The sequence below is a fragment of the Cupriavidus necator N-1 genome (assembly GCF_000219215.1).
In the GTDB taxonomy this organism is placed as follows: Bacteria; Pseudomonadota; Gammaproteobacteria; order Burkholderiales; family Burkholderiaceae; genus Cupriavidus; species Cupriavidus necator.
On sequence record NC_015726.1, the window covers coordinates 2,091,572 to 2,103,456 of the forward strand.

11 protein-coding genes are annotated in these 11,885 nt (G+C 69.1%); all 11 read right to left on the reverse strand.

The genetic code is table 11. From position 1 onward, the window contains the following. The 11 genes from CNE_RS09830 to gsiB all read right to left on the reverse strand — a co-directional run bounded on the left by CNE_RS09830 (position 1) and on the right by gsiB (position 11,867). Positions 1-432 carry a hypothetical protein gene (locus tag CNE_RS09830; RefSeq protein ID WP_013956988.1) on the reverse strand — a complete coding sequence of 144 codons (432 nt, stop codon included), beginning with the start codon at positions 430-432 and terminating at the stop codon, positions 1-3. Further along, positions 422-1,813: a phosphatase PAP2/dual specificity phosphatase family protein gene (locus CNE_RS09835; RefSeq protein ID WP_013956989.1), complete on the reverse strand. Its 1,392-nt coding sequence runs from the start codon at positions 1,811-1,813 to the stop codon at positions 422-424. The genes CNE_RS09830 and CNE_RS09835 overlap by 11 nt, the downstream gene beginning before the upstream one ends. Then, a complete protein-coding gene (locus CNE_RS09840; RefSeq protein WP_013956990.1) occupies positions 1,810-3,579 on the reverse strand; it encodes a bifunctional alpha/beta hydrolase/class I SAM-dependent methyltransferase in 1,770 nt (589 codons plus the stop codon). Before CNE_RS09840 ends, CNE_RS09835 begins: the two co-directional genes overlap by 4 nt. Before the next feature lie 4 nt (positions 3,580-3,583). Further along, entirely contained in the window at positions 3,584-4,210 is a 627-nt protein-coding gene (locus CNE_RS09845) for a CDP-alcohol phosphatidyltransferase family protein (protein WP_013956991.1), read from the reverse strand. Positions 4,211-4,451: 241 nt separating this feature from the next. After that, on the reverse strand, positions 4,452-5,522 hold the full coding sequence (locus CNE_RS09850) for a M14 family metallopeptidase (RefSeq protein ID WP_013956992.1): 1,071 nt from the start codon (positions 5,520-5,522) through the stop codon (positions 4,452-4,454). A gap of 63 nt (positions 5,523-5,585) precedes the next feature. Continuing rightward, entirely contained in the window at positions 5,586-6,350 is a 765-nt protein-coding gene (locus CNE_RS09855; protein WP_013956993.1) for a hypothetical protein, read from the reverse strand. A 79-nt stretch (positions 6,351-6,429) separates the two neighbouring features. Then, complete coding sequence (locus tag CNE_RS09860; protein ID WP_013956994.1) at positions 6,430-7,248, reverse strand: M55 family metallopeptidase; 819 nt, start codon at positions 7,246-7,248, stop codon at positions 6,430-6,432. Further along, positions 7,248-8,294 (reverse strand): DmpA family aminopeptidase, encoded by a 1,047-nt coding sequence (locus tag CNE_RS09865; RefSeq protein WP_013956995.1) that lies wholly within the window; start codon positions 8,292-8,294, stop codon positions 7,248-7,250. Before CNE_RS09865 ends, CNE_RS09860 begins: the two co-directional genes overlap by 1 nt. A 16-nt stretch (positions 8,295-8,310) precedes the next feature. Continuing rightward, positions 8,311-9,225 (reverse strand): glutathione ABC transporter permease GsiD, encoded by a 915-nt coding sequence (gene gsiD, locus CNE_RS09870; protein WP_013956996.1) that lies wholly within the window; start codon positions 9,223-9,225, stop codon positions 8,311-8,313. Positions 9,226-9,232: 7 nt separating this feature from the next. Beyond that, on the reverse strand, positions 9,233-10,153 hold the full coding sequence (gsiC, locus tag CNE_RS09875; protein ID WP_013956997.1) for a glutathione ABC transporter permease GsiC: 921 nt from the start codon (positions 10,151-10,153) through the stop codon (positions 9,233-9,235). A gap of 157 nt (positions 10,154-10,310) precedes the next feature. Then, positions 10,311-11,867 (reverse strand): glutathione ABC transporter substrate-binding protein GsiB, encoded by a 1,557-nt coding sequence (gene gsiB, locus CNE_RS09880; protein ID WP_013956998.1) that lies wholly within the window; start codon positions 11,865-11,867, stop codon positions 10,311-10,313. Positions 11,868-11,885 lie beyond the last annotated feature (18 nt).

Consider the following 11,885-nt stretch of genomic DNA (forward strand, 5'->3'; position numbering starts at 1 on the left):
TTACCTCAGGATCAGGGTCAGCAAGGCCAGCGCCAGCTGGCACACCGTCAGCGCGGCGCTCGCGCGCACCAGCCGCAGCGCGCCGCGGGCGCGGTCCGGCAACGGGCGGCCGGCGCGTTGCGCTGGCATCCAGCCCAGTTCGAGCAGCGCGCCATCCAATCCGGCCAGGTCGGGCTGGCCTTGCTGCGCGGTCGCAAGCGCATCGAACAGCCGGCGGTCGATGGCAACGCGCAGCAGCAGCCAGAGCTGGGGCAGCGCCAGCAGCAACGACGCGGCCGCCAGCGCGCGCGGGACCGGCGTGGCCACCCCCAGCCATGCCGTGGCGACGGCGAAAGCCAGCCCGGCCCCGCCGATCCACACCGCGCCCGACAGCGCGCCGGTGACGGCGTGCGCGATCCAGGCATCCGTGCGTTGCGTGAACTCAGCGTCCATCGTCGGGCTCCGGCATGGCGGGACGGTCCAGGCAGCGTTGCAGCGCCTCGGCATGTTCGCGCCCGAGCACCACCGCCGGCCGATGCTGGCGCAACGCCGCCAGCGCAGCGCCGGCGTCGCGCAGTCCCTGCCGGCGCGCCAGCCATGCGGCGGCGACCAGCGCGCTGCGCGAATAGCCGAGCGCGCAGCTGACCAGCACGCGGCGGCCCTGCCGGTGCCAGGCGTCGAGTTGAGCCACGGCCTGGTCCAACTGCTCCGGCGTCGGCACGGTCAGGTCCAGCACCGGCACGCAACAATACGCAAGCGCCGGGCCGGTGGCTGCGCGCGGCAGTTCAGCCGTCAGGTCGAGCACGGCATCCGCCCCGATCGCGCGCAGTTCGGCGCGGGTCGGGAAGCGGCCAACCCAGATGCCGTCAGCGATGGCACTGGGCTGCGGCGCGCGCCGCGTCCACCAGCGCGAATTGAGGAAGGCGCCCAGCAGGTAAGGCGCCAGCACCCAGCGCGCGCCCGGCGCCATCGACCCGTCACGGACCTTCTGGAACCACGCCGGCGCGGCCAGCGCGTAGATCCTGGCGACGCAGGCCAGCGCCAGCGCGGCCCACAGCAGCAGGAACGCCAGCGTCACCGACGCGCCCACCGCCAGCACCGCGCACAGCAACGCCACCAGCGCGCACACGGTGTAGCGGCGTGACAGCTGGCGCGTGCGCGCATCCGGCGCGCCGGCCGCGGCCGCGGGCAGTTGCATCGGGAACAGGTAAACGCACAGCCAGCCCACCAGCGCGCCGGCGGGCACATCGATCAGGTGGTGCTGCCAGGTGGTCAGCACCGAGACCCCGATCAGCGCAAACCAGCCGTGCAGCAGCCAGCGCCAGCCGCCGCGCAGGTGGGCCGCAAAAGCGACCCACAGGATCACCAGCAGGCTGATATGCAGCGACGGCGCCTGGTTGAACGGCAGGTCGAAACCGCCCAGCAGCGTGAACAGCTGGCCCGGCAGGCCGTCGGCCTCGGGCCGGGCAAAGCTGAAGCGCAGCGGGAAGGCGATAAAGCATGCCACCGACACCAGCTGCGCCAGCACCAGCCGCTTGACGTGCGTGAGCAGCGCCGCGCGCGTGCGCCACAGGAAGAAGGAGATGCCGTACAGCAAATCGATCGACCAGTACGGCACGATGGTCCACGGCAGGAACGGGATCCCCCGCTCCCATTCGAAATAGACCGCCGGCACGTTGGCACGCTGGCTCGCCAGCCAGTTGGCAAAGCCGTAGCTGGAGAAAAAGAACGCGCCGGCCAGCGCCAGCAACAGGCAGGCCAGTCCCCAGGGCCGCTGCCCCGCCGGCCGCTCCGGACGCGCCCCGGCGCCAGCCTCCGTCGGCACCGTGCTCATGCGCCGCGCCTGCGCGCCAGGCTGACGGTGAAGATGCCCCACGGGTCGATGCGCTGGGTCACCTTGTCGAAGCCCGCGGCCCGCACCAGTTCGTCCATCTCGGCCTGCGAGCGGCGGCGCATCACCCAGGCGGCGCCGGCGCGGTGGCTGGTGAGCGCGCGCGCGATGAATTCCAGCTGCGGATGCCAGGGCTGGCCGGTGTAGACCAGGTAGCCGCCGGGCGGCACCGCGCGCGCCAGGCCATCGAGCGAGCGCCGCACCATCGCGTTGTCGGGGAACAGTTCGTACAGGCCGGAAACCACCGCCAGTGTCGGCGCCGGTGCCAGCGCCGCCAGGCTGTCGCCGTCGAAGGCATCGCCCTGCTCGAAGCGGGCCACGTCCGCCAGGCCCTTGGCGGCGATCAGGGCGCGGCCCTGCTCGACGTTCAGCGGGCTGTAGTCGCGCAACAGGATCGACTCGACCGCGGCCCCGCCGCCATCCAGCGCGCCCAGGGCCTCAAGCACATAGCGCCCGTGCCCGGCGGCGATGTCGACGATCCGCACCGGCATGCCGCCCGCCCGCAGCCGCCGCACGGCGTCGGCGATCAGGGCCTCGGCGTGGACCTTGCGCTGGCGGATGCCGCGCCAGCCTATCGCGTTCAGGTACTGCTGGTCGGCCAGCCGGCCCAGCTTGCCGCGGCCCGAGGGGGCGTTGCGGTAAACATAGTCGAGCGTCGAGCCCGAGTCGAAGCCGGTCTCATGGCCCAGCCGCACCCCGTCCGACAGCATCCCGCCCAGCTTCAGGTTGGCCCGCGCCGCGCGCCAGTACCAGGCGGCCAGCCCGGCCGGCGCCGACGCCAGGCGGTCGGATTCCTCGCGGAACGGGCCGATCTGGTCGGCATCGAGCAAGGAGCGCGGTGCCGACGGCGTGTCGAATTCGCGCAGGATAAAGCGGCGCGCGGCATCGACCGCCAGCTTGCGGTCGCGCTCGCCGAGCGTGTCGTGATAGAAGCCGTCCAACACGATGCGCTCCTTGGTGCGCGAACCCAGGCGCTCATAGAAGCGGTCCTGCGGCCCGCGATGCACGACCCAGTCAGCGCCGGAGATCAGCAGCTGCGTCGGCACCGTGATTGCCGCGGCATCGGCGACGATGCGCTCCGCGGTCTCGTACAGGTCCAGCAGGATATTGACCGCGATCGGGCGCGTGATCAGCGGATCGCTGTCGTAGCTGGCGATCCGCTCGGGATCGTGCGTGAGGAATTTGGCCTTGACGTAGCTGTTGACGAAGAACTTGCCGCGCAGGCGCTGCATCAGCTTCAGCCCCGGCCGCGCAAAGGGCACGTAGAGCTTGACCTTGAACGCCGGCGAGGCCAGCACCAGCGCGCGGATCGGCGGCGCGTAGTCGTGCACCCAGGTGGAGGCCAGCACCGCGCCCACGCTCTGCGCGATCACCGCGGTGCGTTCCAGCGGGATGCCGTGGACCTCGGCGATATGGGTGGTGAAGGTCTGGATATCGCGCACCGAGTCCGCCAGGCTGGGGCTGTAGCCGCGCTCGCCGGGCGAACGGCCGTGTCCGCGCGCATCCCAGGCAAAGATCTCGTAGCCGGGCAGGTTCAGTTCGTCGGCCAGGTGGGCGACCCGGCCGGAATGCTCATGGCCGCGATGGAACAGCACAACGGCGCCGCGCGCCGGGCCCTCCACGGCCGGCCAGTGCCGATAGAACAGCGTCTGGCGGTCGTGGGTCTCGAATTGCCGCTCTTGCGGCTGGCGGGGCGACGCTCGGTCCATCTCGCTACTCCACAGTGCGGGACTGGGCCTCGGCGACACCGCGGCGCACCCGGTTGGCAATCGTGAACAACGACAGCAGCGACAGTACCAGCCACAGCCAGCTGGCGGCCGCGCCAAAGCCCAGGCCAACACCGGCCCACAGCGCGATCGCGCCGACCGCGAAGGCGCGATCGCTCTTGCCCAGCGGGCCGTCGTAGCGCCGGCTGGCCCCGGCCAGCGGGCCGATCAGCCCGGCGGCCTCGACGATCACCGCCAGCAGCGCGAAGGTGCCGACCTGGCCCAGGCTGAAGCCCGGCAGCGCGGCCAGCGGCAGGATCAGCGCCAGGTCCGAGGCAATGTCGCCAAGCTCGTTCAGGTAGGCACCCAATACGCTCTGCTGGCCGTGCTCGCGCGCAAGCATGCCGTCGACGGCGTTGAGCGCCATGCGCAGGAACAACCACAGGGGAAACAGCAGGAACAGCGCCGGGGACTCGGCCACCAGCATGCCCAGCGTGGCCAGCACGCCCACCGCCAGGGAGCCGGCCGCGGCGGCCAGCGTTACCTGGTTAGCAGTCACGCCGCGCTGCGCCAGGTCTTGCACCATGGGGCGCAACCAGGCCTGGAACCTGGGCTTCAGTTCATAGAGGGTCATCGCACCGGCCTCCCTGCCGAGCTGATGCCGGAAGCGACGCCGTGCGCCAGGCCACGGCGACGCGCAGGATCATGCGCCCCGGCCCGCCCCGACCTCTTCCGTCTTGTTCTTGGTTATTTTCTGACTGCGGCCCGGCTGCGGCACGTGCCGGCCAAGGCATGGCGGCAGTGCCTGGCTCAGCACTCTACCGCCAACATCGAGACATTACCAGAAGGCGCTTGCTGCCAGATGCCGTTGCCGGCTAGACGGAAGCAATGGTGTCCCGCACTGCGTCGGTCACCTGCGCCACCACGCCCTCGCGCCAGTCGTCGGCATCGCCATAGAAGGCACGCCACATCGCCTGGCGGACCAGCGCGCGCTGGTTTTCGTCGGCTTCCGGGTGCTGGTGCAGCCAGTGGTCGCCGCGCAGCGCCTCCAGCACCTCGCCCACCGGCAGCGTGCCGAACTCAAGCGCGATGCCGGCATAGTCCGTCGTGGGCAGGGTCTGCAGCACCGCGTGCCAGGCCAGCCCGGTGAGGTTGGCCGAGGTCGACGAGCCATCGTAGATCGAGGTCACCCGCTCGCCCCAGATCGCGCGCGTGCGCGTGAGCGATTGCGGCGTGTCCGGGCCCATGTGGATGGGCTCGCCATAGCCCCAGGGGCCCAGCCCGGTATGGACGTCGATCCAGCGCAGTGCCTCGCGCCCGGCGCCGAAGCGCGCCAGGATGCGGCACAGCGTGTAGTTGCTCCAGGTGGCCTTGTCTCCGCCGTAGAACATGCCGCCCGGATCCTGGTACTGGCCGCGGCTGACCGCGGCCTGGTACCACGGCATGCCGCGCTCGGCCACGGCCTTCATCAGCTGCGCCTGGTCGGTGTCGGACGGCGGCCATTGCGCTGGCACCAGCAGCGGCGCGATCTCGGCGTAGGCTTCGTTGTGCGGCAGCGGCTGCGTGAAGTCCATAAAATTGCGATTCAGGTCGACGTTGTCCTCGTTGACCCGGCGCAGGTGGGAAAAACCGTAGGGATTGATCGCATGCACCAGCAGCAGGCTGGTGTCGGCGGCGGCGCAATCGGCAAGCAGCGCGGCGTCGTGCAGCATCGTCACCTGTGCGCCGGAGCCGGCAAAGCCTTCGGCGCCATGCGTGCCCGAGGTCACCATCAGGCAGCGGCTGGCGTCGGCCGGGCCGGCCAGCGCCACGTCGATCGCGAGGTCCTCGCCGGCACTGCCGCGCTTGGTGGGATGCGGGAACTGCGCCAGCGCGGCCCCGGCCGCGCGCGCGGCGTCAAGGAACTTCTGGCGGGCTTCGGCGTAGCTGCGAGAAAAATAGCTCATGGCGTGACCGGCGGATGCGATGCAGGCATTAGACGCCAAATCCGCAGGTCTTGCCACCCGCCGCTAGAACAGCGATCCGGATGCATACCCGGGCGATGCCGGCGCGGGCTCCGTCCCCGGACCCCAGATGCCAGGCGCGGTGAACGCCTGCGGATGCATCTCGATCCCGGCCGCGGCCAGCTGGCCGGTGGTCAGCACCAGGTGACGGGCCAGCCAGTCGTGCAGGCTGCGCAGGAAGCGGATGTTGTCGACGCTGTTGGACCCCGCGATCAGCCATTCCAGCTTGATATGCGCCGTATAGACGTCCAGCAGGTTGGTGGCGCGCAGCCGCGGCGGCGTGGACGGGCTGCGCTCGATCGCCAGGATGCGGCGCACCTGCGCCATGCCGATGTCGCCGGTGCGCTGGTACTGCTCGTAGACGCCCTCGAGCGCCGGGAAGCGCACTGTCGGCTGCACGCGCGGCACCGCGGCCACCTTCTCCATGCGCAGCACCAGGTAGCGGATCGCGGCGGCGCGCTCGGCGGCCTGCGCCTGGGCGGGGTCACGGCGGCGGGACGGGGGCGCCACCTCGGGCAAGGCCGTGCGCGGCACCACATCGCGCTCGGTGTAGTCCGGCACCTGCCGCAGCAGGCCCGGATGCGGCACCGCGGCACGCGCGCAGTCGTCGCCAAAGGGATATTCATGCCCTGCGCCGTCGCGCAGGATATAAGCCTGCCCGGCCGGAAAGCCATGGTGGCGGCGGCTCGCGCCCCGCGCACGGCAGCGCGTGGCGGGGTCGACGAAGTCCTTGCGTACGGGGATCCAGCCCCCGTCGTGTGCCTGGGTCATGCGATGCGGGTCATGCCTGGTTTGCTAGACCCGCCATTGTCGCCGATCTGCGCGATCGCCCCGGCGAATCTGCCCTGCCCTACTTCAGCATGAACGACATCGCCGACAGGCAGTTCAGCATGCGCACCGCCGCCTGGACCGAATCGGCCTGGAAGGACAGCGTCACCCCGTCGCGGCGCTCCAGCGTCGGCCACTGGCAGAACAGGTCTGCATGCGCGGGCGTCAGGGTCTGCAGGGTGCAAGTTACCGGTGCGGCGATGCGCAGGCATTGCGCCTGCGCGCGCTCGCGCACCGCGCTTGCCGCCGCCGCGGCAATGGCCTCGCGCGCCGCCGCCGGCGACAGCGAGGTGCCGCTGCCGAAACCGCCTGCGGACTTGGTCTCGACGTAGCGCACCCACGGCATCAGCGCATGGGTTTCTTGCACAAAGACATCGTCGCCGCTGGCCATCAGCACCGGCACGCCGAACTCGCCGGCCAGCGCGGCGTAGAGGCCCGCCTCGCCCAGTTCCTTGCCGTTGAGCCAGACCCGCGCAAAGGCGCCGCTGTTGATGGTGTGCGCCAGCACGCCGCGGCTCTGGGCGCGGCCGTGGTAGCCGATCATCAGCACGCCGTCGACACCGGCCTCGACGCCGGCCATCATGCCAAGGTAGCGCGGCTTGCCCAGCACCACCCGCGCGCGCGGATCGAGCTGGTCCGGCAGCAGGTTGCGGAAGCCGCCGTGCGAATCGTTGACCAGCACCTCGGTGGCCCCGCCGGCAAAGGCGCCTTCGACCGCGGCATTGGCTTCGCCGGTCATCCAGGCCCGGGCGCGTTCGTATTCGCCGTTGCCGGGGCGCGTCTGCTCGGCGTGGAAGACGCCAGCCACGCCTTCGATATCAGTGGAAACTAGGATTTTCATCAGGCGGTTCGGCCCAGTTCGGGCATCACGTCCAGCAGTGCGCGCCGGCCGTGGCCGTCGCGGCCCTGCACCGGTGCGGCATGCCACAGGGCATGCAGGATGGCTTGCTCGACGCTGTCGGCCGCGGCGCGGAACAGCGGGTCGAGAAGGGTTTCATGCAGCATGGCGACGGCCGGCATCGGCCGCGCGGCGTCATGGGGCACGGTATACGCGGTCGAAAACGCGAGTGCGATATCGCCTGAGCCATGCCCGAACACCGAGCCGGTACGCGCCAGCCCGGCGCCGGCGCGCAGCGACAGCCGGCGCAACTGGCGCGCGTCCAGCGGGGCATCGGTGGCGAGGATCATGATGATCGATCCTTTTTCCGGTTGCGCCGCGGTGTCGGGCTGCGCCAGGCGCTGCACCAGTTCCGGACCGGCCAGCCGGCCGGCCACGGTCAACGATTCCGGCGTGCCGAAATTGGCCAGCACCAGCGCGCCCACGCAATAGCCACCGGCCAGGCGTGAAGCGGTGCCGATACCGCCCTTGACGCCGAACGCCGACATGCCGCGCCCGGCGCCAACCGCGCCCTGCGCAACGTCCTCACCGGCACCGGCCAGGGCCGCCTCATAGTGGCTGCCCGCCACCGCCATGCACTGGATATCGTTCAGGTAACCGTCATTGCACTCGAACACCAGCGGATTGACTGTCGGCAGCACGCGGCCGATCTCCGGGTTGGCCGCCACCGCCGCGCGGATCTGCGCCTGCGCCACCGCGCCGACCGAAAAGGTATTGGTCAGCGCCAGCGGCGTTTCCAGCACGCCCAGTTCGTCCACCTGCACCAGCCCGATACTCTTGCCAAAGCCGTTGAGCACGGTAGCCGCTGCGGGCACCTTGTCGCGGTAGGGATCGCCGCCATGCGGACGGATCACGGTGACACCGGTCTGCACGGCGCCGTCCGCCAGCGTGCAGTGGCCGACGGTCACGCCGGCCACATCGTCAATGCTGTCCAGCGGACCTGCCGGCAGGCTGCCGACATGCGGCACGCCCGTTGTCGATGCGGTCATGTTCAGCGACTCAGGTTCAACGGCGGTCGATCTTGGGGTCAAGCGCGTCGCGCAGGCCGTCGCCCAGCAGGTTGAAGGCCAGCACGGTCAGGAAGATCGCCAGGCTCGGGAAGATTGCCACGTGCGGCGCGGTCACCATGTCGGCGCGGGCTTCGTTGAGCATCGCTCCCCATTCGGGCGTGGGCGGCTGCGCGCCCAGCCCCAGGAACGACAGGCTGGCCGCGGTGATGATCGAGGTGCCGATGCGCATCGAGAAATACACCACGATCGACGACACCGTGCCCGGCAGGATATGCCGCATCAGGATGGTCCAGTCCGACGCGCCGATGCTGCGCGCAGCCTCGATGTAGGTCAGCCGCTTGAGCATCAGCGTATTGCCGCGCACCAGCCGCGCGAACGCCGGGATGCTGAAGATGGCCACGGCGAAGATCACGTTGGTCATGCCGTTGCCGAGGATCGCGACGATGCCGATCGCCAGCAGGATGCCCGGGAAGGCGAAGAGCACGTCGGAAATGCGCATCACGATGCGGTCCCACCAGCCTTCGTAGTAGCCCGCCAGCAGGCCCAGCACGGTGCCGATCAGCGCGCCGATGATCACCGACAGGAAGCCCGCCGCCAGCGAGATGCGCGCGCCGGCCAGGATGCGGCTGAAGATATCGCGTCCGAGCGAATCGACTCCCATCCAGTGCGCGGCCGACGGGCCGGCGTTGAGCGCGTCGTAGTCGAAGAAGTTCTCCGGGTCGTACGGCACGATATGCGGCGCCACGATGGCAATCACCACCAGCACCAGCACGAAGGCACCGGCGCCCAGCGCCAGGTGCTGCTTGCGGAATTTGCGCCAGAACTCGGTCCAGGGCGTGCGCACGGCCTCCGGCACGGGGGCAGTGGCGGGTGCCGCTTCACTTGCGGCGGGCGTGGAAAGCTCAGTCATGCCGGCCTCACTTGTAGCGGATGGTTGGGTTGATCACGGTGTAGAGCATGTCCACCACCAGGTTGATCAGGATGAATTCGAGCGAGAACAGCAGCACCTCGGCCTGGATCACCGGGTAGTCGCGCATCTCGACGGCATCGACCAGCAGGCGCCCCAGGCCCGGCCAGTTGAACACCTTCTCGACCACGATCGAGCCGCCCAGCAGGAAGCCGAACTGCAGGCCCATCATCGTCACCACCGGGATCATAGCGTTGCGCAGGCCGTGCTTGGTCACCACCAGCGTCTCGCGCACGCCCTTGGCACGGGCGGTGCGGATAAAGTCTTCCTGCAAGACCTCGACGAACGAGGCCCGGGTAAAGCGCGCCATCACCGCGGCCACCGCCGCGCCCAGCGTGATGGACGGCAACACGTAGTGCTTCCAGCTGTCGGCGCCGATCGATGGCAGCCAGCCCAGTTGCACCGAGAACACCTCCATCAGCAGCATGCCCAGCGCGAAGGCGGGAAACGAAATCCCCGACACCGCCAGCGTCATGCCGAAGCGGTCCGGCCAGCGGTTGCGCCACACGGCCGAGCCGATCCCGATCACCATGCCGAACACCACCGCCCAGGCCATCGACGTCACCGTCAGCAGCAGCGTGGGCATGAAGCGGTCGCCGATCTCCTCGCTTACCGGGCGCTTGGTACGCAGCGAATGGCCGAACTCGCCGCGGACCGCGTTGGAGAAGAAATTGACGAACTGCTCGTGCATGGGCCGGTCCAGCCCAAGGTCCTTGCGCACCAGTTCGACCGTGGCCGAGTCGGCCTCCGGGCCCGCCGCCAGCCGCGCCGGATCACCCGGCAGCAGGTGGACGAACAGGAACACCAGCACTGCCACGATCAGCAGCGTGGGGATCACGCCCAGCACACGTTTTAGGAAGTAATTCAGCATGACACACCAAGAGGAAAGGCCGCGGGCCGCCCGCCTGCGAACCCCGCGTCGCGGGCAGGCGGCCGTCTGTCGGCTTACTGCTTTACTGCTTACTGCTCTGGGATGGGATAGCGTGGATCGGGCACCTTGGTACTGCCGGCGCCCGACCATCTACCCATTACTGCTTGATGTCGATCTCGTCGAAATTGAACGACCCGTCCGGCATCACATAGGCACCGGTCAGCCGCTTGCTCCGCGCGAACAGCACCTTCTCGGTCACCAGGAAGGCCCACGGCGCATCCTTCCAGATGCGTTCCTGGGCGTCCTTGTACAGGCGCGCCTTTTCGCCGCGATCGGTGGTGCGCAGCGCGCCGGCGATATCGGCGTCGACCTGGTCGTTCTTGTAGTACGCGGTGTTCAGCAGCTTGGGCGGCATCGACTCGGAAGCCAGCAGCGGACGCAGCGCCCAGTCCGATTCACCGGTCGACGACGACCAGCCGATGTAGTAGATGCGCACGCCGGCATCTTCCGGCTTCGGCACGCTCTCGACCTTCTCCACGCGCTGGCCGGCCTCGAGCGCCTGCACCGAGGCCTTGATGCCGACCTGCTGCAGCTGCTGCTGCACGAACTGGATCACCTTCTGCGCGGTGGTGTGGTTGTAGGCCGACCACAGCGTGGTCTCGAAGCCGTTCGGGTAGCCGGCTTCCTTCAGCAGCGCGCGCGCCTTGGCCGGGTCATACGGCCACGGGCCCAGCTTCTCGGCGTAGTCCACGCCCGGCGGCACCACGCCTTCGGCCGGCACCGCGTAGCCCGCAAAGGCGACCTTGGCCAGCGCGTCCTTGTTGATGGCGTAGTTGATCGCCTGGCGCACCTTGGGGTCGTTGAACGGCTTGACCATGGTGTTCATGGACAGGTAGCGCTGGATGATCGACGGCGACGCGATCAGATCCACCTTGGGGCTGTTCTTCAGCACCGCGGCCTGCTCGAACGGGATGCTGAAGGCGAAGTCGGCCTCGCCGGTCTGCATGATCGCGGCGCGCGTGTTGTTGTCCACCACCGGCTTCCAGGTGATGGTGTCGATCTTCGGGTAGCCGGTCTTCCAGAAGCCGGCGAACTTCTTGCCCTTCAGGTGGTCGGGCTGCTTCCATTCAACGAACTCGAACGGGCCGGTCCCCACCGGGTGGAAGGCAATGTCCTTGCCGTACTTCTGCAGCGCGGCTGGCGAGATCATCACCGCCGACGGGTGCGCCAGCACGTTGATGAACGGCGAGAACGGCTCCTTCAGCGTGACCTTGACGGTATTGGCATCGACCACGTCGGTCTTGGCGACACGGTTGAACAGCGTGTAGCGCTTGAGCTTGTTGGCCGGGTTGGTGACGCGGTCCAGGTTGGCCTTGACGGCGGCGGCATCGAAGGTGGTGCCGTCGTGGAACTTGACGCCCTTCTTCAGCTTGATCGTATACGTCAGGCCGTCCTTGCTCACCTCGTAGCTGTCTGCCAGCACATTGACCAGCTTCATGTCCTTGTCCAGGCCGAACAGGCCCTGGTAGAAGCTCTTCCCGACCGCCTGCGACAGCGTGTCGTTCGAATCGTACGGATCCAGCGAGGTGAAGGTCGAACTCACCGCCATCACGGCATCCTTGGCGGCGAAAACAGGGGCCGAAGCCAGCATGCCCAGCGCGCCGGCGGCAAAGGCGCCGGCCATCCATCGGGGCGAAACCATACGTGCAGACATCGTCGAATCTCCTTGGTA